The organism is Psychromonas sp. psych-6C06, assembly GCF_002835465.1.
Lineage (GTDB): Bacteria > Pseudomonadota > Gammaproteobacteria > Enterobacterales > Psychromonadaceae > Psychromonas.
On the sequence record NZ_PIZM01000009.1, the window covers coordinates 147,733 to 172,676 of the forward strand.

Consider the following 24,944-nt stretch of genomic DNA (forward strand, 5'->3'; position numbering starts at 1 on the left):
TTGATTGAGTCAATTTAAGTCCCGCTTATTAGTTGAAGGCGTGCGCACTTTCGAACAAAGTGTCGAAAAAAGTGCGTCTGATACTACCGTATTACCCGCAAGTCAAAACAACCTTGGCTTTGAGGAGCAGCTCTTTCTGCGTGCTAAAACGCAGGATCAACAGTTGCAGATCTCTTCCCTTTTTTCTCATTTTAGTCGTTTAAGTAAAAATATAATCCGCTTTCTTTCGTTAGCCTTGTTTATCTTAGGTGCGCTCGCAGTTCAAAAGATGTTGTTTTCTGAACAAACTGCCACGATTAACTTTTTTTGGGCCTTTGCACTTTTTTTTATTCCTAACCTGCTGATGTTTTTTCTTTGGCTTTTTATCTTCTTAAGGCCCACTCATCTACAAAACAGTAGTTTAGCTCGCCTGTGTTTGGCGCTGACTAAATCCTTCGACAGGCGCTTTAATAAACAAATAAGTGAGCAAGAGGGCTATTGGTCATTGTTTCGTTGTTACTTTGATATTCATTTCGCTAACGCAATAGGGCGCTTTAAATTATCAGCTTTAACACATCGATTATGGTTGAGTTATTTTTGTGGTGCGACATTAATGTCGGTAGTGATGCTGGCGACGCATCAAGTCGACTTTATCTGGCAAACGAGTATTTTATCGTCAAGTAGCTTTCAATCGATGACGCAAATTCTTGCTTTTTTACCTGACCAGCTGGGCTTTACTGTACCCACTATCGCCCAGATTCAACAGAGTCATATTGGTAGTGAGCAATTGTTAGATGCTGAAAACAGGCGTTTAGCTTGGTCTAGTTTATTGATCAGCAGTTTATTACTGTATGGACTGTTACCACGGTTAATCTTGTATGTGGCAATGCATTATCAGCTAAGGCGTGCCAAAGGGAATTTTAGATTGAACCTAACGCTTCCCTACTATGTACAGTTACGTCAATTTTTAAAACCGAATAAAACCAGCTTGGGTATTACCGATGCTGATCAAGAGTCACCTAATACTCATGAAAAAAAGGTGCCCAGTAAGCCTGATAATAAAGTGACTAATGCGCCTGATTGTTTTCAACCACTTGCGCTGGAATTGTCTCAAGCACAGTTTACTATTGCCCAGTCGCACTTTACCCAGTCTCAGTTTGAACAAGCGAACGAGGGTGGTTTGCAAATGATGGCTAATGTGTGTGATTTTGCTAGTCAGCAATCTTGTTTAACTGAACTTGCTAAAAATAACAGGCTGAACGTAGGCCTTTATGTCGCACAGAACCGTGCTCCCGACCGAGGTATAAAGCGTTTTCTACATCAATTAACCGAGATGAATAATAAATCTTTTTATCTCTTTCTTATTGTTGATAAGACGCGTAATAAACAGCGGGATAGTGACTGGTATCAATTGGCGGATCAAGTTGCTATTAGACTAGAAAACATCGTACATATTGAAGCGCAGGAGAAGTCTCATGAGTGATCTATCCGTCGCCGTCGTTGGCCATGCAAATGCCGGAAAAACATCGTTAATGCGTACCTTATTGCGTGACAGTGAATTCGGAGAAGTGGCTGATCAAGCTGGCACAACGCGCCATGTTGAAGGTGGTGCGTTATTAATTGATGAAAGCCAACGTTTAGCGCTGTTTGATACCCCCGGTTTAGAAGACTCAATGGCTTTGCTACATATCCTTAATGAAAAATTTCCGGCGACGAGTCATGAAGGGATTGAGCGTTTACAGCGTTTTTTAGCAGAGGTTGATCATTACCCTGAGTTACAGCAAGAAGCGAAAGTCTTACGTGCGTTGTTAAGTAACGATCTTATCTTTTATGTGATTGATCTGAGAGAGCCTATTTTAGGTAAATATCTGGATGAATTAAAAATACTTAGTTATGCCGCCAAGCCTGTGATTCCTGTGCTCAATTTTACCGTGCAGGGTAAAGATAATATTCCTCTTTGGAAGGAACAACTCGCGCGCCTTAACTTTCATGCATTTGTTGCTTTCGATAACGTTCATTTTGAATTCTCCGATGAAGTGAAAATTTATCAAAAAATGCAAACGTTGCTAGCCGATAAAGAGCAGTTACTCGATGAGCTCATTCAATCACGACAAGCACAATGGCAATCGACTTTTAACAGCGCTAAACAGCTTGTCGCTAATCTGTTTATTGATGTTGCAAGCGCACGTTATAGCGCAGATAACAATGAACAACAGATCGAAGCACAAACTCAAGCGCTGCAAAATGCGGTGCGCAAAAAAGAGAGTGCCTGTGTTAAACAACTTCTACAACTGTACCAATTTCGTCAGTCTGATTTGAAAAATGAAGTGTTATCTATTCAAGGAGGAGAGTGGCAATTAGATCTTTTCTCCAGTGATAATTTACAGGCATTTGGTATTAAACTAGGTGGAAATATTGCTAAAGGTGCCGGCATTGGTGTTGCAATCGATGTGGCTGTTGGTGGTATTACACTCGGCGCTGCTGCACTCAGTGGTGGCGTTGTTGGTGCGTTATGGAGTGTTAAGCAACGTTATTACAATGAGATAGAAGCAAAAATAAAAGGTAAGCGTTATCTCTGTGTCGACGAGGCAACATTACAGGTACTTTGGTTGCGTCAATTACAGCTTTTAAACTCACTGCAGCAGCGTGGCCATGCCAGCTTTGATAAAATCACACTGGCAAATAGCCTTGAGTTAAGTACAGATAACTTACCTAAAAACTGGAAAAGTTATCTGCGACAGTTACGTGCTTATCCACAGTGGTCATCACTGAACAAGAAACATTCCTCAAACGAAGCCAATAAGCGTGAGCTGTTATTAACCACCTTGGTTGATAATATTTAAGTGGTGATCGAAAATTTATTTTTGAAGTAATATCGAGTAAATAACAACGCAATTGTTACCCCGATAACATCGGTTATCGGAAAGGACCACCAAATACCTTGCACGCCTAACAGGTTTGGCAAGCTCAATATCATCGGTAAGAGTAAAATATAAGTACGTGCAGACTCTAATAACATCGCTGGTAAAGCTTTCCCTATTGCTTGAAAAATAGTACTACACATCATGCCAGCCGCCGCGGTAACAAAGCCCAAAAAAACGATCGAGGAAATTTGACTGGCAGCCATTATCAGTTGTTGATCATTGGTGAACAGCTGTAATAACCATTGTGGTTTAAATACCAACAAAAGAGAGACACTGCTGGTCCAGAGGGTGCCGATAATAATAGCGGTAAAGAGAGATTGTTTTACCCGTGTTATATAACCCGCACCAAAATTGAAAGCTGCTAATGTTTGTAAAGCAATGGTCATGCCTAATAGGGGTAAAAATAGCAACATAAAGCTACGAGTGACCAAGCCATGTGCGCTTATTAATAGACTCGCTTCTGTCGCACTGAATTTGGTCAAGGCGAAAATAGTGACCGCCATTGTGAAGGCAAAACCACTGTGAGAAAGGAAGACAGGAAAACCTAAACTCACTACTTGTTTATGAATGTTGACATTAAAACGCAGTTGTTTAGTGCTAATATGTAATCGATCTTCTCCTGTGTTCTGCAAGTAAACAGCGAGACTAAATGAGCATAACATTGCTAACACTGTCGCCCATGCCGCACCTGGAACACCCCACTGAAAAACAAAGATAAATAAGGCATCAAAAACAACATTAAGCAGGGAGCCTAGCAGCATCACCTTCATCATATCTTGGGGTTTACCTGCTGCACGAAAGCTTTCAGTCAGCGTGCCACTGGCAAAGCTGATGATACTAATGAGTAGAATTGGGACTAAGTACGCATCGGCATCGGCTAATAGCGGTTCCGGCAGTGCTAAGAGTTTGTAAATATAAAAGCGCGATACAAAGAGCAACAGGCTGAGTAAACCACCGACGCTGATAGCAAACAGTAAACTACTACTAAATACCTGATTAGCTGTTTGTTTATCTCCACTACCTAAATGGCGTGAAATAATGGCTGCCATCCCACTGCCGAGCATAGCGCTAATACTAATGACTAACATATTGATTGGAAACACTGCCGAAACTGACGCCATGGCATTAATGCCAACACCTCGAGTAATAAAAATCGCATCCACAAAGCTATATAGGCCATTTATCATTAGCGCGATAATGATGGGCAGTGCCAGCTTGATAAATTGCTCTGCAATTGGGTTGCTTAATAGCGGGTGCGGGTTGTTATTGTTAGCGGTGGCTTCATTGCTCTGTATCTCTAATACCAATTCGTTACTGCTCATCCTATATTCCTTTATATGTCTATCCAGTGATAAATTCTGAGCAACGAAGTAATTTAGTTTACTTTTATCAATACTTCGACATGAAAAACATCGTTATCACAATCAATATTAATATAGCGTTCAATAATATATTGATAAGTGATACTGAGCTGCGTATTGACCAAGCAATCACTTAGAATCCATAGGTAGAGTTGATCCATCTGCTGTTGCATTTGGCTCTTTTGACCCTGAAATTCAATGGTTAAATATCGACCTGCTTGTTGTGTTCTGACGCAGATTCCGGTTTTTTGGGCCCATTCAACATCATCAGTCATATAAGCAGCTTCATAACGGCACACCTGTTGTGGCGCAAGCCACATGTTATCAAAGCAGAATGCTGCTGTTTTTTGCGCTTCTCTTTGAATATTATGTTGTGCCAACCATTCACGCATATTTGCCCATGCTTCATTGATCCCCTCTAGCGCATACCCCTTGGTACTAGCAAAGATACAATAATGGGTTTCTACATGCTGCACGACTTCAATACGTTGAATGTTTGATTTTACTTTTTCACTCTGTTGCTCAGAGAGAGTGCCATTATAGGGAGTGGCCGGTGATATCTCTTTTCCAAACTTGCTAAAGAGTTTTCCATTCTTGCTATTAATACCAGTCGTGGCTTTGCGATGCTCAGAGGGAGAAAAACCAAAATAAGCCTGAAAGGCTTTACTAAAATTGGCGGGTGACGAAAAACCACAGTTTTCACTGACCTGCGTAATGCTCGGTTGATGATAGCGGAGCAAGCAATGAAATGCTTTTTCAAGGCGCTTTCTACGAACAAACTGATTAAAGGGCTCGTTAGTAATGCTTTTGAAGATACGATGGAAATGAAATTCAGAAAGGTGTACCTGCTGAGCGACTTCACTCAGGCTCAACGATGCAGTGATGTTATCTAATACATAATTAATCGCATCATGTACGCGTTGTTGATCCCTATATAGCATTGATTACCATCCATAACTTATACAATCGAATCAGCGCTCGAGTAATGAAACTGATTAAAAAATATAGAAATATGAATGTTTATTTAATTTTAATCAAGTAAATAACAAGTTGGGATGTTTTCTTCTTCATCTTCTATTAAAATCCGCACGCTTAATTAAAAATCATTATATCTCAATGGATTACGAACAATAATTGTTCAATAAGGAAATAATATGTTTAAAAAACTATCAATCGCAACTGTATTACTTGCCTCATCTTCAGTTTCTCAGGCACTGCCAGTAGAGATTTCATATAGCGGTGCATTCAATAGTGGCACTTTTTCTGAATGTAGTGGTTACGATCTAGCTGGTTTCTGTATGGACTGGACTGATAGTGCGATACAGGACAGTGCTTTTTATGGTGTTTTAGATTTTGCTGTCGGCGATACGTTTTCAGGCACCATAGGTTACGACAGTAGTGTGGTTGCGGGTAATGATGATGGCGCTTTTGCTTCATGGGATCAAATTCCATTAGCATCGACGCTCACTATTGCAGGTGATGAAGCAACTACAACAGCAGGTTTACCGAACTTTGAATATAGCAGTGCTTTTGCCAATAACATGGATGGATTTGATGGATTCTCATTAAGTCAGTCTGGTTTTATTGACGATTGGTGGGTAAGTATTGGCTTGGATATTTTTGATTATGACGGGATATTATTAAGTGATACAACTTTACCTGAGGATGTTGCCTTTCCTGAAAATGGAGCAAGTACATTTAATATCGTCTTCATGAAGTCGTTATCAGATGATATATATCGTTTTACTGGGGACTTAGACTCATTAGTGAGCGTCAATGTCCCAGCCCCTGCGTCACTGGGCTTCTTCTCAATTGCATTAATCGGTTTCTCTTTGTATAGAAAGAAACGCGCTTAATATCAGACACATACATATTTATATTAATGCCGATTTTGTGTTCGGCATTTTAAATTATGATTGCTCTTCCTTGCGCGTTTGTGAAAGTGCGGTTGCTATTAAGCCTGTCGGGACTGCGACAATACCTAATCCGATAATTAACACAATGAATGTAAATAGCTTTCCACCAGCGGTAATAGGGTACATATCGCCATACCCTACGGTGGTAAGTGTGATTAACGCCCACCATAAGCTATGGAAAACAGATTGAAATTGCTCGGGTTGAGCCGCATGTTCAAAGTAATAGATACCTACCGCCGCAAGATACAAAGTGATTAAGGCGACAAAACCAAACAGTAGCATCTCCTCCTTTACTAAAATAAATGCACGTTGAAATCGTTGTAATGCTTTGCTGTATTTAAGTAACTTGAAGATGCGAAGCACTCTTAATAAACGGAATAATCGTACCGTACGTAAATCGACTCCTGATGTTAAATAAAAGGGTAAAATAGCTAGAAGATCGATTAAACCGTAAAAACTAAATATATATGAAGTTTTATTTTTAGATATATATAGGCGAAGTAAGTATTCACAAGTAAATAAAATAACAATAACAGTCTCGACCATGTGTAATATCAGGTATTGAGTATCTGTTAGATTAGGGAGCGTCTCTAAAGAGAAACTAAACAGCGAAATAAGAATTAATATGTGGATAGTAAATGCAAATATTTTGCCCGCTCTGTGATCGCTATAATGAACAAGCTTATGTAACTTCGATTTAGAAATCATGGTCGTAGCCTCGATGAAAACCATCATCAAAATAATAAATATTGATCCTAGCTTACCTCGGTAGTTTATAAAAACAGTAAAAAGTGAATTAATTTGACATTTATATAATGATTTTTATGAATAAGGCTTTTAATGGCATCTTATGTCATGTAGAGTTGTTTTTTGTTTGATGGTTATTTGATTGGTAAGGAGGCGACATGCTCGCATTTTTCAGCGCAGATTTTAATTTACTTTATTCATGCTCTCTCTTATTTGTCATCTGCATCGCATTGTTAGAAGGGGTTGGCTTATTAGTTGGTTTAAGTATTGCGAGTGCCTTAGATGATATTATTCCTATTGATTTAGATATCGATACCGAACTTCCCTCTGGCGGTTTAAATGCACTGATTGGTTGGCTTTATCTACATCGTTTACCTTTTTTGGTCTGGTTATTGTTATTTTTGACTAGTTTCGGCATTGCCGGATTATCGATTAATTACCTCATCGCATTACCAAGTCTCATCAGTTTTCCTATTGTTTTGATTATTGCGCTCTTCAGTTGCCGTATATTAGGAAAAAAAATCGCTATCATCATGCCTAAAAATGAAACATCCGCTATTTCATCACACTCGTTTGCAGGAAAAATCGCCACTATCACTATTGGTAAAGCACGCAAAGGTAGTGCTGCAGAAGCCGTATTACAGGATGAGTTTAATCAAAAACATTACCTGCTAGTAGAGCCAGAAGAGGCGAACCAAGAGTTTACGCAGGGGACTCAGGTGGTGCTCATTGAAAAACTATCACGTAGTTGGATTGCAATTGAATTCAAACCTCTTTGAGCACAATCTGTTTGACACTTTTGAACATACAAATTTTAAATTAACTTAGGGAAACAATGAAATGGATTCAATTTTAGACCAAGACTTGCAGTTCATCTTAATCATGGCAGGGGTCGCTTTTGTTGCCTTTTTAACGATTGCGATTATATTTGCCAAACTCTATACCCGCGCCACCAAAGAGATTGCCTTTGTAAGAACCGGCATGGGTGGGGAAAAAGTAGTAAAGGATGGCGGGGCTGTTGTTTTACCTGTTATTCACGAAACGATCCCTGTGAACATGAATACATTGCGTATTGAAGTGGAAAAAACGCAAAAAGACGCATTGATTACTAAAGATAGAATGCGTGTTGATGTGAAATCTGACTTTTACCTGCGTGTTGCACCACACTCAGAAGGGATCTCCATGGCCGCGCAAACCTTAGGGACTCGCACCATGCGTGTTGAGGAGCTTAAGGTACTAATGGAATCAAAATTTGTTGATGTATTACGTGCCGTAGCTGCAGAGATGAGCATGATCGAGATGCATGAGCAACGTGCTGAATTTGTACAAAAAGTGCAACAGAATGTCGCTAATGATCTCGAAAAAAATGGTCTGGAATTAGAGTCGGTATCATTAACCGGTTTTGACCAAACTGAGCTTAAATATTTTAATGAAAACAATGCGTTCGATGCTGAAGGTCGTGCTCGCCTAACGCAAATTATTGAATTAAAGCGTAAAGAAACCAATGATATTGAACAAGAGAGTCGCATTTTAATTGAGCAACGAAACCTCGAAGCTGAAAAATTATCTCTGACCATTAAAAAAGAGACAGAAGAAGCACAACTAGTACAAGAGCAAGCGTTAGAGTTTAAACGCGTTGAACAGCAAGCTGCGATTGTCAAGCAACGAGAGCTTCGTTCGCAGGAAGAGCGCCAAGCTGAAATTGCCAAGCAACGTGCGGTTGAAGTTTCAGAAATTGAAAAATCACGCCATATCGAATCGCAAGAGATTGAAAAAGTTAAAACCTTAGAGCAAGCTAAAATACAACAGCAACGAGATATTGAAGTATCAGAGCAAGATAAACGCATTGCCATTGCTGAGAAATCGGAAGAAGAATCAGCTGCTCGCGCTAAAGCTGCCGATGTAGAAAAAGATAAAGTTGAAAAAGAGGAAGCCGTTGTTACCGCTAAAGAGATAGCGCAGGCAAACCGTAGTAAAGAGATTGAAGTTATCGATGCACGTAAAGAGGCAGAGCGTGAAGCGGTCAGTATTACGGTACAAGCAGAAGCGGATAAACAAGCTGCTGAAGATAAAGCTTCTGCGGTATTAATTGAAGCTAAAGCCAATGCAGATGCGAAAAAACTTAAAGCAGAAGCGGATGAAAAAGTTTACGCAGTTGAAGCGGAAGGTAAGCGTGTTTTATATGAAGCAGAAAATAGCTTGCGTGATGAGCAGATTGAACTGCAAAAATCATTGGCTATCTTAAACGTGTTACCTGAAGTCGTTGCGAACTCTGTGAAACCATTAGAAAACATTGAAGGTATTAAAATATTGCAGGGTTACGGTTCAGGCTCAGCTGGAGCAACAGTGAGCACAGGTAGCAATACCAATGCTGGTTTAGCGGAGCAAATTACAGGCGCTGCGTTAAATTATAGAGCACAGGCTCCGATGGTTGATGCGATGGTCAGAGAGTTGGGTTTAGTAAATGCTGAAGAGGGGACATTACAAGACCTGTTAACCGGTAATCATAGCTTAGTGACAGATGCCTTAGATATTAAAGATACAGTTACAACTCCTGTTAATAGCTCTGTTAATGGCGCTGTTAATGGCAGCCATACAGAGGCAACTGAACAAAGCGTTTAATAATAAAATAGATGAATAGATTAAATCGGCTTCTTAGTGAACCGATTTTTTATTTATCGCCAGTGTTTGCAGTGAAAATATAATGCTTGAGTTGGGTAAAGTGTTTTGCAAACAAAGGAACAACGATCACAACTTGCTAACAAATAATCACCACGGAAGGTAATTATGAAACAAAGAATACAACATATCGAAATCGCGAAAGGCATTGCGATTATTGCTGTGGTACTCGGTCATAGTTGGATCACCCTGCACAATAAAGGCGAGTTATTTAATGTCCTTTTCTCAGTGCACATGCCACTTTTCTTTTTAGTATCAGGGGTTTTTCTTCATAATAGAGGCAGTTTCAAAGCCTTTTTTATTAATAAATTTGATCGCATTATGAAACCCTATTTTATCACTTTGTGCCTCGTTGCCCTTTATACATGGTGGTTTAAAGGGGCTTCTTTAGGGAATATGCTTATTGGGATATTTTTTGCCAGTGGCGATTCGATAGGTGCGACGGGTCTTTGGTACTGGATTGCGCTATGGTTTTTACCTGCGCTATTTATTGTCTCATTACTCTCTTTTTTGATTAACCGCTATATCAAGTTAGAAGATAGCTCAGCATTGACTAAAATCACTTTTTTACTGCTGTTGGGTTTTTTTGCCAGTCATGATTTGAACGCCTTCTGGAATATCAAGGCCTCACTATTTTCTGAGCCGATTATTGTTTATGGGCGACATTTTAATATGCCTGGTTTGCCTTGGTGTATCGATTTAGCACTTATATCGAGTGTATTTTATCTTGCTGGGTATTGGTTTAGAGATCTCTTTTTGTCTCGCCAATTTAAGTTGATAGCCACAATGGGGGCACTGGCAATTTTTATCGCCTTTCATCTGTTATGGAATCATACCGTAGATCTAAATTTAAGATTTTATGGCAGTTTTTTACCAACCACAATACAAGCCTTTAGTGGTATCTATGTGGTTATTCAGTTAAGTCTATTAATTGAACGCATTACTCCATTGAGCAAGCTGTTAAATATAATTGGCCAAAATTCGTTATACATTTTACTGTTCCATTCAGTCATTCTTAACACATTGCAAAATGAATTAAATTGGCAACCCTTAGTCGAGTCTATTTTCGCCGTCATCATTGCGATCATCGTGCCTGTCATTATCGCAGTGGCGATCAAAAACACGATTTACTTAAAATATTGTTATTTACCATTTCCGAAAAGAAATAAGCCGGCTATTTAATAGGGCTTTTGAAATCAAGCGTATATTAATAGATATGCTGTTACTGATAACAGCATAATGCAGAGCTAAATCTGGCGAGGAAATTCAACCTTAATAACAGAGTGCAGTGTATCTATGGGTAGTCTACAATGCAGACTTTATGCATCTTTTGCTATTAGATAAGGGGACTCATGGAAAGCTCATTACTGTTATTGTTTCTTGTTACCTTCTTTGCTGTATCGGTAACCCCCGGCTTATGCATGACCCTTTCATTAACACTGGGTATGACGATTGGTATTAAACGTAGTTTGTGGATGATCGTCGGTGAGCTAATCGGTGTTGGCTTAGTTGCCCTCGCCGCACTTCTGGGGGTAGCAACACTATTGCTAACCTATCCGAGTCTGTTTGTTGCATTAAAATATGGTGGTGGTGCTTATCTTTGTTATCTTGGTGTTCAGATGTGGCGTAGCAAAGGTAAAATGGCAATTGATTTAGGTAATGAGACACAACAAAATGTCTCTGCGTTAAGCTTGGCAGTACAAGGTTTTGTGACTGCGATTGCTAACCCTAAGGGATGGGTTTTTATGATCTCTTTATTGCCTCCTTTCATTAATACTCAACAACCATTATTACCTCAGGCCAGCGTGTTAATTGCCATCATTCTCGTTTTAGAACTGATCTGTTTGTTGCTCTATGCCAGTGGCGGGCGCGCGTTACGTCGGTTACTTGAGAAAAAAAATAACGTACAACTGATGAATCGTATAGCAGGAACGATGATGCTTGGTGTCGCGTTATGGTTAGTGGTGGGGTAGTCGCGCAGCTTAAATTACTGTTTGATTTGTTGCAGGTTGGCTAAAGGGAATGACGCCAACATTCCCTTGAATTAAAGCATCTTTGGCACACCGCTATGAAATTTAAAATCTTCATCTTCGCTAAGAATAAGTTGTGCTTCTGCTTGTCCAAAAAAGGTAATCCGCTCACTAATATCTTTGTTACTTTTACCATTGTTAGCCACTTGCTCTGCTAATGTCAGGTAATCCTGATAATGTCGAGCTTCAGAGCGCAATAACGACAGGTAAAACTTATTCAGTTGCTGGTCAAGAAAGGGTGCTATTTTTGCAAAGCGTTCACAGGAGCGTGCTTCGATATAGGCACCACAAATTAACTTATCGATGAGTGTATTCGGCTCAAATGTGCTGACATGTGATAACAACGCTTTGGCATAACGGCTAGAGTCGATAAAACCAAATTGAATCTCGCGCTGTTCAATGATTTCAACGACTTGATAAAAATGGTGCAGCTCTTCTTTAATCAATAACACCATCTTATCAACTAACTCTTGAGCATAGGGGCTACCTTGCTTGATCTCGATATTTTTAGATAAGCCATTGGCGTTTGCAAGGCTTTGTAAGTTGCCTTGTTTACGAAAAACATAGTCTTTATAGGGCTGCAACCAATCCATCAATGCTTTGCCAGTTTCTTTATCAACTGCGTAACGACGAATTAGTAGCATGGCCGTTTGAGCAGCTTTTAACTCGCAAATCATATGATCCACAAGTAGCGCGTTTAGGTTTTCTGGCTGCTTCGCTTTTTGCACCCAAGCATCGGGTGTTTCGCAGTGTAAAAATTGCTGAATGGGGGCAAGTAACGTTTGCACAATAGGCTCTTCATCGTCGAATTTGGGTCGTTATTATAACAACTTCATGGGCATAAGGGGTAAGCAAATTGGCAATTTAAGCTATAACCAATCTGTTAAGGAAATACCTAAGCCAATGGTATTAGTATAATGGTCATACTCAATCATGCTATTTCCGTAACCACTAAACACTTTGAAATAGCCTCTTACTCTATCGTGAATTGGAAAGCTCCACGCTGCTTCTACCGCGCCTTTACTAAAACCACTTTCAAGATTATTTCTGCTCATCAAGGAAAAAGTATTTTGATTGTATTTATAAATGAGTCGTATTTTACCATGGCCATAATAGTCAGTTAAATCAGGGTTATTATCTGAACTCGCTGCTTCTGAAAAACGATACCAAGGATTAATGGAAACTGCTAAGTTATTATTTTCAATTATAAAGTAGCTGTTAAGTCGGTTCCAGCTTCGTGAAAGGGGTTCACTACGTCCATTTGATTGATGAGTAAAACCAATGGAAGCCATTTTGAATGTCCAGCCAAGCCCTAATGATGCATCTTGCTGCCAAGTAGCAAAAATTTCTGGTTCATAATTTGTTTCTCGAAATGGTGAGGACTTTTCAGTGTTATAGGCTTGCCAGATTGAGAGTTGTGTATAAGCAAAATTTAGCGAGAGTGGTAAATCTGCAATGTTAGTCCAAACGGGAATTTTGAAGCTAATTTGAAACTGCATCTCGATAGGCTCAAACTCATTTTCTCCATCAGCGCCGAGGGGGTAACTACTGTTACTACTTATTTTATCATTAAAAACAAAAGGTAGTATGTAGGTGGGCTGATAAGGAATAATTGCAAACTTGTTATCTTTTATCGCTTTTTCCTTTTTTAGGCGTTGATCAATGACGCTCTCTGCAGCAAAAGTTGTAAAACTCATCATAAAAACAGCCAGAGATAGTAGTAAACGCATTTATAGTTCCTTTATAAACAGCTTAGATTGCAAATAGCAGGTGCATAACTTGGATCACTAGAAAAGAGCACAGTTGAATATATGTTAATCGCCTTTTATTCGACAAAAGACGCAGCAATCAAAACCTATAAATAACTGACTTATCAACTAAGATGCCAGATTTACGCCTTAAAGAACATAGGCATGAAGCAAAATACAATCGCAAAGCAATTAAAAGTTAGCCAGTTGGCTATGAGAAGCGAGCTTTCTCTGGATATAGGCAAATGAGGTTGCCACACCAAGTAGACTGATTGCTTTAAGAGAGTTAAAAATTTAAACGGTGAAGATCAGTGTATCTAGCAAGAAACTGTCAGCCCGAGTTAAGGCTGACAGCTTTATGACTGTTTTATTATTAGGCTAAGCCAATACCTTGTAAGCTAAACTCGGGTGGGTTTTCAAATAACACTTCCTCGCGACTAGGAAATTCGCCTTTAATTAACCAGCTTGGAATATAAGGCGATTCAAAATCAGGGGTTTCACCCGTACGTTGGTAATGCAGTGCTAATATTCCGGTTAACCAGTGCATTAACATCGCTTCGTTAGCGAATAAGTCAATCGACTCGGCCCCTTTCGGGTCACCCGGCTGCGGGGCAAAGTCTGCGTAATATTCGTAGCTTGCTTGTATTGCCGATTCACAGGCTCGGGTTAAACTGGTTGGTTGTAAGCCCCAACAACTGGTTATGACGCTTAATAACGGATAATGTAAATAATGCACAGAAATTTCCGCTTGTAAACTGAGCTGCTTCTCAATCACCCCTCGCCCTGCAAATTGCATCGCCCCTGCTAAGCACTGTTTTTTCTGCTCTTCACTCACCTGCTCGGCAAAAAACGCTTTAAACACATGAAAGAAAGCTTTATCCATCTCTGGAATGCCTCTTCCTGCGGTATGATCTAAAAACTCAGCTGGGTAAGCTTGTAGCTCATCAACCACAAAGGGCTCTTTACATAAGGTGGCAGCCACGGCAGCATGCATCCAAACTCCATCGGGGGAAAACCGCCCGCGTTCAACCGGTTGTGGTTGCAGTACCAGCACCTGCTGCGCTAATTCGACGGGCACTGTGGTCTCTGGATTGAGGTGCATGCGAAAATGCATGCGCCCAAAATCACAGACATGGTATAACAACCACATGCAATGTGCCTTTGGCCAGTCCAACATCACCGCATCAGTAAAATACCCCCAATAATCAGAGAGTAAGTGCGGCGCAGCATGTTGGATTTTCTCTTCTGTGAATAAGCTACTCAGTTGACTATTATCAGCCGAGATATTCTTCAATAAGTACTGACTTCGTGAGTGTTTCTCACTTAACCAGAAGCCTTTATTATGATGCTGTTTAATATCCATTTAAATTACCTTTACCCTGTTGATAGTCTCGGATGGAAGTTGTCCCTAAGGTTCCGTCGTTTTTAATCTCTTGTATTACCATCTTATAATCAATGAGGTTATTTTTCTTAGCGTATCTTAACGCATGATAATAAAGGGGAAGATGCTAGCTAGAAAGGTACAGAAATACAACTACCCGATAGTGTGCTCTTCGCTATTTTTCAGCTTAATTGTACGCTGAGTCAGACAGTTAACGAAATAACCAATTCTTCAATTTTGTGTAAGCTAAATGCAATTCAGGTCAGGTCTTTCATTATACATTTAGAATGAAAAAAGTTTCATTTAGGGGCGGAACAATCAGCTCCGTCCAGCAAAAGTTGCAAAACTCATCATAAAAACAGCCAGAGATAGTAGTAAACGCATTTATAGTTCCTTTATAAACAGTGTAAAGTAGTCGAGTGATGAAGTTGTTAGGTAGATTGCCTGTATTAGATACGCAAGCCCAGAATCAGGATCAATAATGAAATTAGAGAAAGTCCCATTAAGTGCGTTAAATGGTGTGGGTATTAAAATGGCAGAGCGTTTAGAGAGGCTTGGCTTATTTAGCGTTGCTGACCTGCTTTTCCATCTGCCTCTGCATTATCAAGACCGAGCCTCAATTATTCCTATTGGCGAGTTACAGGATGGCATGCAGGTGAGTGTGCAAGGGCGTATCATCAGTAGCAATGTACAAATGGGTAAGCGTCGTATTTTAAAGTGTCAGATAGCTGATGAAACGGGGCGAGTGACGCTAAATTTCTTTCACTTTAACGCCTCACAAAAAAATAGCTTTCGTGAAGGGCAGTTAATCAAATGTTTTGGTGAATTTAAACGCGGTTACCAAGGCTTTGAAATTACCCACCCTGAATATACACTTATCCAGACCCGTGAAAGTGCGCAAACTCAGGAAACCCTGACCCCTATCTATCCAATGACAGAAGGGTTGAAACAGAACGGTCTACGTAAGTTAGCCAGCCAAGCCGTGGAGATGTTAAAGCAAAATAGCATTGATGAGTTATTACCTACACAGCTATTAAGCCATCCAATTAGTTTACAAGATGCCTTGTTATATCTGCATCAGCCACCGCCAGATGCCAACATTGAACAATTAGAAAACAAAACGCATCCAGCGCAACAGCGGTTAATTATTGAAGAGTTAATCGCGCAACAATTAAGTTTACTTGCCATGCGTGCAAGTGCACAAACACAACCTGCCATGACCATTAATGCGCAATCGGACTTACAAAAAGCATTATTAAACAACCTTGGTTTCTCGCCAACCAATGCGCAGAGCAGAGTCGCTCAGGAGATTGAGCAAGATTTATTGCAACCCTATCCCATGATGCGCTTAGTGCAAGGTGATGTTGGCTCTGGTAAAACGTTAGTGGCAGCGATGGCTGCATTAAGTGTTATTGAGGCTGGTTATCAGGTCGCGTTAATGGCGCCGACAGAGTTACTTGCAGAGCAGCATTTTATTAATTTCCAGAAGTGGTTTGAGCCATTGGATATTCGTGTTGGCATGTTATCTGGCAAGATGAAAGTGAAAGAAAAACGTTCACAGACTGAAAATATACAACTCGGTCTCTCTAAAATGGTAGTGGGGACCCATGCACTGTTTTCAGATAATGTCATTTTTAATAAGTTAGCATTGATTATTGTTGATGAACAACATCGCTTTGGTGTTCATCAGCGTTTAGCGTTAAGAGAGAAAGGAGTGGATGAAGCCTTTGCGCCTCATCAGCTGACCATGACAGCAACCCCTATTCCACGCACGTTAGCAATGACCGCCTATGCCGATTTAAAAGTTTCGATTATTGATGAACTTCCGCCCGGCAGAACCGCGATTCAAACGGTGGCCCTTGCTGATACGCGACGTGACGATATTATTAAACGGGTTTATGAGTCCTGTAAAAATGAGGGGCGACAGGTTTATTGGGTTTGTACTTTAATCGAAGAGTCAGAGGCGCTTGAATGCCAAGCCGCTGAAGATACAGCGAATAGCTTGCAACTCAGTTTACCTGATTTACATATTGGATTGGTGCATGGCCGCATGAAAGGCGATGAAAAACAGTATGTGATGGATGCCTTTAAAGCAGGAGAGTTAGACTTGTTAGTTGCCACGACAGTCATTGAAGTCGGCGTGGATGTGCCTAATGCGAGTTTAATGATTATCGAAAACCCTGAGCGGTTAGGGCTTTCACAACTGCACCAGTTACGTGGCCGTGTTGGCCGTGGCAGTGTCGCTAGCCACTGTGTTTTATTGTATAAAAATCCATTGTCATTAACGGCTAAAAAGCGTTTGCAAATTCTGCGCGAAAGCAACGATGGTTTTTATATCTCAGAGCAAGATTTACTCATTCGAGGCCCAGGTGAAGTTTTAGGCACAAAGCAAACGGGAGTCGCCCAATTTAAAATCGCTGACCTACTGCGCGACCAAGCATTGGTACCTTACTCTTTACAATTAGCAGAGCAAATTATTGCCCAGCACCCCACGCTTATCAGCGCGCTAACAACACGTTGGTTAGGTGAAAAACAGCATTATGCGCATGCTTAAATTTAAACGTTTTTTACTGGCTAGCTGTTTGCTATTCCTGCTTTTTTTTCTTCTAGTAGGTAGCTCTGTCTACTTTTTCAGTGTTAATGATTTTTCACAATGGATAACAGATCAAGTTAAACAATCAACGGGTTATGATGTTCGTTTTGAGAATTTTGAAAATAGGTGGTTAGAGGACAACCGTTTGTCGTTCTCTGGTGTTTCCTTATATCAGCAAGATAAACGTGTCGTGCTCATTAATAAGCTTGATATCGATATTAAGAAATTAGATTTATGGCAACGTCAACTAGAAATTAGCATGGTGCATTTAAAGGGGGTTGAAGTAGATATTAAGCAACCACTAACCAAAAATAAAGTTGTCGTAAATAGTGCAAAAAATAACTCTTCGCCTGTCGTGGCTGTTGGTGCGCAATCATTATCTTGGGAAAAGTTACATATCGACACACTGAAAATAACCGAATTCAACGCAGATGTTGTGCATCAGCAGCAACATCTACTACTTAAACAAGCAGAGGTTGAGTTTCGCGATGTGCATATTATTCAGCAACATCAATTGCAGACCATACCCTCATCAATTGATGTGTCGCTACAAATAAAATCGTTGTTATTTGAATCTCCAGAGCAGCAAGTGCAACTCGATGATTGGCAACTATCTTTACAATCGAATCTATTTCAGCAACAAGGTAGGCTAACGGGGGAGATCGGTTCTGTAACATTTAATCTCCCCTCAGAAAAGAGCCGCACCTCAAGTATGAATTTCCATAACATGTATTTTGAATTATTGCTGAAGCAGCAATACTTACGCTTAAAAGAATTTACTTTAGAGGCATTTTCTGGGCATATGAGTATGCGCTCAGAGGCAGAGTTAGCGATCACTCTTTTTCCTAAACCTTTGTTCAAGCTCAAGCAAGTCACTGTTGAATCATTACAACTAAAAGATATGCAATTGGTTATTCCTGATATTTCTGGGGCGAATAATCGTACTGAGGTTTCTGTCGATAACACGGAAGCGGATATATCTTTGCCACTGGAAAACTTACTATTGGAGCAGTTATTACTGACTAACGTAAATATACGCAGTGAAAATAGTGAGCTTCCGCTACGAGTGGATCGTATACAGTTACAATTGAACCATGTACCCTTAATCAGGAATAGTGACTGGTTACGTGTTGCTACGCTGAGCGAACAAGCGGGTAGTTTTAGCCTAGCTTTTGCTTTATTGCACTGGCAACAAAGTGTGATTGAAGATTTTTCTGTTGCGGGGAGCTTGACCGAAGAGGATCAAGGTTTGTTATTATTAAAGCAACTATTATCAGAACATCGATAATAGCGTTTGATAATATATTCGCACCGTTCAACAATTTTAGGAGCCCTAAAGGTCAATGACGCTATTAATTACCTATCTAATTATCGCAATTGGTGTTTCATTTTTGTGTTCAATTTTAGAAGCGGTGTTACTTTCAATAACGCCTACCTACATCGCACAACTACAAAAGAAACGTCCTCGTGATGCGAAAATGTTAAGCAATGTTAAATCTAAGCTAGACCAATCTATCTCGAGCATTTTAATCCTTAATACATTTGCTCATACTATGGGGGCTGCGGGGGTTGGTTCACAAGCGGTACGAATTTATGGAGAACAGTGGGAAACATTAATTGCGTTATTATTGACCCTTGCCATTCTCTATTTTTCAGAAATTATCCCGAAAACTATTGGTGCGACTTTTTGGAAGTTTCTTGCTGTGCCGTCGGGTTACATCATTTTGGTGTTAATTAAATTGGTATTCCCTTTAGTGTGGTTATCAACGCGTGTCACACGTTTATTTAGCCGTAATAAAAAAGATTCTATTAGTCGCGAAGAGGTACTCGCTTTTACCGCCCTCAGTGAAAAAGAGGGGGCGATTGGTCCACAAGAAAAGCGTTTAGTAGAAAATATCTTTACCTTACGTGACTATAAAGCTGAGGATATATTAACACCTCGAACAGTGGTGCACGCACTATCTGAAGATTGCACAGTGAAAGAGGCGTTGTGTGCAGAGAAAACGCAAAACTTTACCCGTATTCCTGTTTACCAAGAGAGTATTGATGATATTACCGGTGTTCTCCTTAAAACTCAGTTATATGAATATGAACGGCAAGGAAAAGGAGAGGTATTACTCGGTGAATTAAAAATGCCTATCCATCGCATCTCAGGTAATGTTCCGGTATTGCATCTATTAGATCTGTTTATTAAACGCCATGAACACCTGTTTTTAGTCGAGGATCAATTTGGCCAAACAGCGGGAGTTGTCTCTTTAGAGGATGCACTTGAAACATTACTCGGACGAGAGATTGTTGATGAAAGTGATAGCATCGCGGACTTACAAAAGTATGCCAAAGAGAGTTACAGAGATAGGCTACGTAAAAAGTTACGTTAGGGGCTTTTGATCTTTCGAGTTTATCTTTGCAACAAATGTTGCTCTAGGGGCTCAAGACAACACGCTCTGAGCTTGCTCTACCTGACTACGTCAAACAGTATGCAATACAAAACGAAAAGACGTTTCCTATTCGTTAGACGAAATTAGCTTAGAATGATTAAGCCACATTCCGCCTGCCTCGCACAAACCTAATCAAATAGCGCTAACTTAATTGCGCTATTTTGGCTCCTTCGTCGGTGCAGTTAAGCCGTCGTTCATAGCATCAAACTACCACTGATGTGATGTATAAATATACGACGTTTTTTGAAGTAATCGGTTGTTCTACATGAAAAACGTATAACCAATAAAGTAATTATTTTAGCCTGTATAAAAGAGTTATCTTTATCGGAATACTTAACCTCAATTCTGGTTAATGGAATCGTTATGCTTTTAAAATCATGAAGTTGCTACTTTGATAATACAGTGCCGTTAATTTTGCGTTTTCAAGGCAAATTATCGTCGCAATAAAGGGTTATTGGTCGATGAATTAACAGTGAAATTCGCGGAAATAGCGGTATTGTATCGCTTTGCTTATCTAGAGCTGAGGTTATCTATATTGGTTTTTTCATGACGACAAGTGGCGATATTTTATTATGCTAATAATACCCAAACTGTATTTAATGGTGATACTATGTGACTTTGGTCACGTTAATGGCTTCTCTCGTTGATAACGTGAATCCTGTTTCAATCTTGGTAAATGTTGCTTAGATTGGCAGAGTCTAGGAGTTATTCATGCGTTCAAAACCGACACAACTCAGTCTTTTACTGATTATTATTCTTGGTGCTATCTCTGCATTAACCCCTTTTGCGATCGATATGTACCTTCCCGCAATGCCTGCAATTGCTCAAGAGTTTTCTGTCTCAGCCGGTGATATTCAAATTACGTTAACAGCTTATATGCTCGGCTTTGCGATCGGACAATTATTGCATGGACCTTTAGCTGATAGTTTTGGACGTAAACCGGTACTGTTGATTGGAACATTACTCTTTACCTTAGCATCGGTATTAAGTGCTATCTCCCCAAGTATTGAGATGCTGACTTGGATGCGAGTTGGGCAAGGGTTTGCAGGTGCTGCTGCTGCCGTTGTTATTCAAGCGATTGTACGTGACATGTTTGATAAAGAAGAGTTTGCTCGTACCATGTCATTTATTGTGTTGGTCATGACACTTGCACCATTGATTGCCCCTTTGTTAGGCGGTTATATGGCAGTTTGGTTTGGTTGGCGTTCGATTTTCTGGGTCATTGCATTAATTGCATTACTGGTTATTGTCGCAATCACTTTTAAGATCCCTGAAACCCTAGCAGTGGAGAAGCGTCAACCCTTCAGAGTGCGTTCGGTATTACGTAATTATCGCTCTTTGGTCGTAAGCCGTAATGCGATGTTATTAATTTTAACGGGTGCACTTTCCTTTGCTGGTATGTTTGCTTTTTTAACAGCGGGCTCATTTATTTTTGTTGAGATACATGGTGTTGATATTCAACATGTTGGTTATCTTTTTGGTTTGAATGTTGTTTCTATGATGGTTATGACTGTACTGAATGGGAGGCTGGTTCGCGCTAAAGGTTCGCAATGGATGCTGAAACTAGGCTTAACCATTCAATTAGTTGGTGCAACCTTGTTATTGCTTGGACAAGTTTTTAATTTCGGCTTATGGGGTGTGGTGTTACCGATAATGCTTTATGTCAGCGCTATCTCAACAGTGGGTAGTAACTCAATGGCAATATTGTTAAGTGATTACCCTAGTATTGCAGGCACTGCCTCTTCGTTGTCGGGTACATTACGTTTTGGTCTAGCTGGTGTCGCTGCCGCGGTTATCTCTTTCTTACCGGCTAAATCGAGCTGGCCAATGGTAGGGGTTATCTGTTGTTGTGCAAGTTTAGCATTTACCTGTTTGTTGTTAAGAAGCACGCCAAAATTGGAAAGTAATGCCTCTATTGTCTGAGTAAATGCTAACGTTAGGTTAACGCTAACATTAATTAAGACATGCCAAACTCTTTGAGTTTACGGGTTAGCGTGTTCCTTCCCCAACCGAGTAGTTTGGCTGCTTCCTGTTTTTTACCATCGGTAAATTTTAATGCGGTTTTTAGCATTATTTTTTCAAATTCAGGCAGAGCATTACTTAATATTTCTTTTTCGCCACGCTTTAATTCAGTAGAGGCCCATAGCTCGAGGTTTTTTTGCCATAGTGGCGTTTCGCTATCGATATTTTGTGTTTCTTGCGAACTTAACTCTGGCGGGAGGTCATTGATATGTACTTCTTGACCGCTGGCCATGACTGTTAGCCAACGACAACTGTTTTCCAGCTGACGAACATTACCTGGCCATGGTAGTTGACTGAGGTATTGCTTAGTTTCTTCAGTTAATTGTTTTGCTTCGACCTTGAGTTCTGCAGCGATGTTATGTAGAAAATATTGAGCTAATAGGCTGATATCTTCACGGCGCTCTTTGAGTGCGGGAATTTGTAAGCGAATAACATTTAAGCGATGGAAAAGATCTTCTCGAAAATCACCTGATTGTACTTTTTTCTCTAAGTCTTGGTGGGTGGCTGCAATAATACGCACATCCACTTTTATGCCTTGATGTCCGCCGACACGATAAAATTTACCATCAGCTAAAACACGTAATAAACGGGTTTGTACGTCTAATGGCATATCACCAATCTCATCTAAAAATAGTGTGCCACCATCCGCTTGTTCAAAGCGACCTTGTCGATTTGCGGCCGCACCGGTAAAGGCGCCTTTTTCATGGCCGAACAATTCTGCTTCAATTAATTCGCGAGGGATTGCCGCCATGTTAAGGGCAATAAAGGTATTGTCTTTACGCGGGCTATGTTTATGCAAGGCTTGTGCGACAAGCTCTTTACCTGTTCCTGATTGACCGTTAATTAAGACGCTCATGCTAGACCGAGATAGTCGGCCAATAACACGAAAAACCTCTTGCATTGCCGGGGCTTCACCGATGATTTCTGGTGTTGAGAGCAGTTGTTCTGTTGGTTTCTTGCTTTGCTTAAGCTCTAAGCTGTGATTTATTGCACGTTGAATAAGCTCTGTTGCTTCATGAATATCAAAGGGTTTTGGTAAATATTCAAATGCGCCACTTTGGTAGGCATTCACTGCGCTGTCTAAGTCGCTATGAGCTGTCATGATGATGATCGGAATATTTGGAAAACGCTGGTGGATCTGCTCCATCAGTTCTAATCCATCAATGCCGGGCATACGCACATCAGAAATAATCACTTCTGGCTGCTCTATCTGTAACTGTTTCCAAAGGCATTCACCATCTGGAAAGCTAGCATGGTTTATATCATTGCTTTTTAAGGTGCGTTCCAATACCCAACGGATAGCATGATCGTCATCGACGATCCAAGCAGTAGCATTCATTTTTGTTCCTAATTATAGTTGCATCGGTAGGTAGATAGAGAATTCCGTGTGCCCTGAAATACTGTGGCACTCAATACGACCATGGTGTTGTTTTATTAATTCTTGTGCAATAGATAATCCAAGCCCTGTACCGTCAGTTTTTCCGGTGACCATTGGGTAGAAAAGGGTATCTCTGAGGTGGTTTGGAATGCCATTACCGTTATCAATAATTTTTATTTCTACCGCTAATCGTTGCGGTAATCCATTAATGGTAACTTGGTGTGCCGTGCGCGTGCGTAATGTGATTTTTGAGTTTTGTTTCATCTCTGGACTGAGTGCTTGCACGGCATTTTGAACGATATTTAAAAATGCTTGTTGGAGTTGGTCTGATTGCATCTCAAAGTCTGGAATACTTGGATCATAATCGACTTTTATTTCGATGAAATCAGGCAGGTTTAGGCGTACTAATTTTCGCACTTTTTCGAGTACTGAATGGATGTTATCCATTTTTCGTTCGCCCATTTTTTGTGGGCCTAATAAACGATTCACCAAGGCACTTAGTCGGTCAGCTTGGTCAATAATAATTTGTGTAAACTCTTTAAGCTCCGGCGAAGGTAACTCACTTTCTAATAATTGAGCTGCTCCACGTAACCCGCCGAGAGGGTTTTTTATTTCATGGGCAAGCCCTCGGACTAAATCCTGTGCTGCCTTTTGTTGGTGCTCTTGATAATGTACTTGGCTTAATTTTCGCTGTTGTTCGATACAGCGCAATTCGATAATGACGTACGCATTATTGTTAAAGCTGAGGTAGGTAGCACTCAAGCTAATCAATAGAGGTTGCGAGTCGACCAGAAGAGTTACCTCATTTTCATTAAAGGCCCCTTTATCTTTAAAGACGTTTTTAATACTTTGCGGGTTAAAATGATAATGGTTGGCAAGTTGTTGTAATGTTTGTTGATAAAGGCGTTGAAAGCTTTGCGATAATAATAGCTCACTGGCAGGGTTGGCGTAGCTAAGTTTTAGCGACTCATCAATAATAACAAAGCCTGTATTTGCCTCTTCAATAATAGCAAGTGGAAAGCCTTCAGGAAGCGTATTTAACATCTGCCTATTATCTTACCGTTGCGCGCTGTAAGTGGACTGTAACAACTTGTGTTTTCGCAACTACTTTACCATTCTTATCAAGCATTTCTACTTGTACTTGGTGTGTACCACGGTCGATATTTTTTGCTCTAATAGTCGGCGAGATTTGTGGTGATCCGAGTTTTTTGCCATCAAGGTATAATTGCAATTTATGGGTGTTTTCTTTTTCAGGCTCAGTTGAAACGTGTATGTCGATAGTACCGTCATTGCTGCGCAGTGGTTTATCATCTTCGGGTGAGATAATGGTTGCCTGATAATTTACTACTGGTGTGTCTTCATCATCTAATGAAAGTTCATTTGCAATAGCATCAGGCTCATCGCTCGCTTGTTTGCCTGAGGATAATAAGTTGTTATTTTTCACATCGATCTGTTCAGTGCCTGGCACTGCGGTATCAGAAAAATGTATTTTTCCATTTTCATCAACCCAATGATAAATCTTGGTATCAGCTGCACTTACTAGTGGTGAGAGTGAGTAGAGTAGTGCTGAAAAAAATAATGCAGATAATTTCATAATTTTAAACCTTAAACAGAAGAGATTTAATTGTGAGCCATGAATTTAGTTAAGGCAATAAAAGAATCTTAATGTAAACCAAGCGTTGCAAAAAATGTTAATCCTAACGGGTATAATGATTATTCATCTAAAGGGTGTTGACTTATTTTTTATA

Annotated in this window: 20 protein-coding genes; 11 read left to right on the forward strand and 9 right to left on the reverse strand. The window is 40.2% G+C overall.

Going from position 1 to position 24,944, the window contains the following annotated elements; genetic code table 11:
* The first annotated feature begins 4 nt into the window (after window positions 1–4).
* Both CW745_RS13395 and CW745_RS13400 read left to right on the forward strand, forming a co-directional pair.
* Window positions 5–1,462 (forward strand): DUF2868 domain-containing protein, encoded by a 1,458-nt coding sequence (locus tag CW745_RS13395; protein ID WP_101109197.1) that lies wholly within the window; start codon window positions 5–7, stop codon window positions 1,460–1,462.
* Window positions 1,455–2,822: a DUF3482 domain-containing protein gene (locus CW745_RS13400; RefSeq protein WP_101109198.1), complete on the forward strand. Its 1,368-nt coding sequence runs from the start codon at window positions 1,455–1,457 to the stop codon at window positions 2,820–2,822. The genes CW745_RS13395 and CW745_RS13400 overlap by 8 nt, the downstream gene beginning before the upstream one ends.
* On the opposite strand, the gene CW745_RS13405 is transcribed toward CW745_RS13400, so the two are convergent.
* On the reverse strand, window positions 2,819–4,225 hold the full coding sequence (locus tag CW745_RS13405) for an MATE family efflux transporter (protein ID WP_101109199.1): 1,407 nt from the start codon (window positions 4,223–4,225) through the stop codon (window positions 2,819–2,821). The genes CW745_RS13400 and CW745_RS13405 overlap by 4 nt on opposite strands.
* A gap of 53 nt (window positions 4,226–4,278) precedes the next feature.
* Window positions 4,279–5,205, reverse strand: a complete 927-nt coding sequence (locus tag CW745_RS13410; protein ID WP_101109200.1) for an AraC family transcriptional regulator — start codon at window positions 5,203–5,205, stop codon at window positions 4,279–4,281.
* Window positions 5,206–5,418: 213 nt separating this feature from the next.
* Here CW745_RS13410 and CW745_RS13415 point away from each other — a divergent pair, with 213 nt between their 5' ends.
* Window positions 5,419–6,120, forward strand: a complete 702-nt coding sequence (locus CW745_RS13415) for a hypothetical protein (RefSeq protein WP_101109201.1) — start codon at window positions 5,419–5,421, stop codon at window positions 6,118–6,120.
* 54 nt (window positions 6,121–6,174) lie between these two features.
* Here CW745_RS13415 and CW745_RS13420 read toward each other — a convergent pair whose 3' ends face one another.
* Window positions 6,175–6,888: an ion transporter gene (locus tag CW745_RS13420; protein WP_101109248.1), complete on the reverse strand. Its 714-nt coding sequence runs from the start codon at window positions 6,886–6,888 to the stop codon at window positions 6,175–6,177.
* 197 nt (window positions 6,889–7,085) lie between these two features.
* Between CW745_RS13420 and CW745_RS13425 the strand changes: the two genes are divergently transcribed.
* From CW745_RS13425 to CW745_RS13440, 4 genes are all read left to right on the forward strand, one after another.
* Window positions 7,086–7,706, forward strand: a complete 621-nt coding sequence (locus CW745_RS13425; protein WP_101109202.1) for an OB-fold-containig protein — start codon at window positions 7,086–7,088, stop codon at window positions 7,704–7,706.
* A 61-nt stretch (window positions 7,707–7,767) separates the two neighbouring features.
* The gene (locus CW745_RS13430; RefSeq protein ID WP_101109203.1) at window positions 7,768–9,549 is read left to right on the forward strand and encodes a flotillin domain-containing protein; all 1,782 of its coding nucleotides are present in this window, start codon (window positions 7,768–7,770) and stop codon (window positions 9,547–9,549) included.
* Between the two features lie 165 nt (window positions 9,550–9,714).
* Complete coding sequence (locus CW745_RS13435; RefSeq protein ID WP_101109204.1) at window positions 9,715–10,788, forward strand: acyltransferase family protein; 1,074 nt, start codon at window positions 9,715–9,717, stop codon at window positions 10,786–10,788.
* Window positions 10,789–10,958: 170 nt separating this feature from the next.
* The gene (locus CW745_RS13440) at window positions 10,959–11,579 is read left to right on the forward strand and encodes a LysE family translocator (protein ID WP_202973199.1); all 621 of its coding nucleotides are present in this window, start codon (window positions 10,959–10,961) and stop codon (window positions 11,577–11,579) included.
* Window positions 11,580–11,650: 71 nt separating this feature from the next.
* On the opposite strand, the gene miaE is transcribed toward CW745_RS13440, so the two are convergent.
* From miaE to CW745_RS13455, 3 genes are all read right to left on the reverse strand, one after another.
* On the reverse strand, window positions 11,651–12,424 hold the full coding sequence (gene miaE, locus CW745_RS13445; protein ID WP_101109206.1) for a tRNA isopentenyl-2-thiomethyl-A-37 hydroxylase MiaE: 774 nt from the start codon (window positions 12,422–12,424) through the stop codon (window positions 11,651–11,653).
* A gap of 81 nt (window positions 12,425–12,505) precedes the next feature.
* Window positions 12,506–13,366, reverse strand: coding sequence for a phospholipase A (locus tag CW745_RS13450; RefSeq protein ID WP_101109207.1), 861 nt, complete (start codon window positions 13,364–13,366; stop codon window positions 12,506–12,508).
* Window positions 13,367–13,757: 391 nt separating this feature from the next.
* Window positions 13,758–14,747, reverse strand: a complete 990-nt coding sequence (locus tag CW745_RS13455; RefSeq protein WP_101109208.1) for an Imm49 family immunity protein — start codon at window positions 14,745–14,747, stop codon at window positions 13,758–13,760.
* A gap of 499 nt (window positions 14,748–15,246) precedes the next feature.
* On the opposite strand from CW745_RS13455, the gene recG reads away from it, so the two are divergent.
* The 4 genes from recG to CW745_RS13475 all read left to right on the forward strand — a co-directional run bounded on the left by recG (window position 15,247) and on the right by CW745_RS13475 (window position 21,719).
* Complete coding sequence (gene recG, locus CW745_RS13460) at window positions 15,247–17,319, forward strand: ATP-dependent DNA helicase RecG (protein ID WP_101109209.1); 2,073 nt, start codon at window positions 15,247–15,249, stop codon at window positions 17,317–17,319.
* The gene (locus CW745_RS13465) at window positions 17,306–18,646 is read left to right on the forward strand and encodes an AsmA family protein (RefSeq protein ID WP_101109210.1); all 1,341 of its coding nucleotides are present in this window, start codon (window positions 17,306–17,308) and stop codon (window positions 18,644–18,646) included. The genes recG and CW745_RS13465 overlap by 14 nt, the downstream gene beginning before the upstream one ends.
* Before the next feature lie 55 nt (window positions 18,647–18,701).
* Window positions 18,702–19,736 (forward strand): CNNM domain-containing protein, encoded by a 1,035-nt coding sequence (locus CW745_RS13470; RefSeq protein WP_101109211.1) that lies wholly within the window; start codon window positions 18,702–18,704, stop codon window positions 19,734–19,736.
* A 771-nt stretch (window positions 19,737–20,507) separates the two neighbouring features.
* Window positions 20,508–21,719, forward strand: coding sequence for a Bcr/CflA family multidrug efflux MFS transporter (locus tag CW745_RS13475; protein ID WP_101109212.1), 1,212 nt, complete (start codon window positions 20,508–20,510; stop codon window positions 21,717–21,719).
* 34 nt (window positions 21,720–21,753) lie between these two features.
* Here CW745_RS13475 and glnG read toward each other — a convergent pair whose 3' ends face one another.
* From glnG to CW745_RS13490, 3 genes are read right to left on the reverse strand one after another with little or no spacing between them, the layout of a single operon-like run.
* Window positions 21,754–23,157: a nitrogen regulation protein NR(I) gene (gene glnG / locus CW745_RS13480; protein WP_101109213.1), complete on the reverse strand. Its 1,404-nt coding sequence runs from the start codon at window positions 23,155–23,157 to the stop codon at window positions 21,754–21,756.
* Between the two features lie 12 nt (window positions 23,158–23,169).
* Window positions 23,170–24,240, reverse strand: a complete 1,071-nt coding sequence (gene glnL / locus CW745_RS13485; protein WP_101109214.1) for a nitrogen regulation protein NR(II) — start codon at window positions 24,238–24,240, stop codon at window positions 23,170–23,172.
* Window positions 24,241–24,247: 7 nt separating this feature from the next.
* A complete protein-coding gene (locus CW745_RS13490) occupies window positions 24,248–24,790 on the reverse strand; it encodes a DUF4124 domain-containing protein (protein WP_101109215.1) in 543 nt (180 codons plus the stop codon).
* Window positions 24,791–24,944 lie beyond the last annotated feature (154 nt).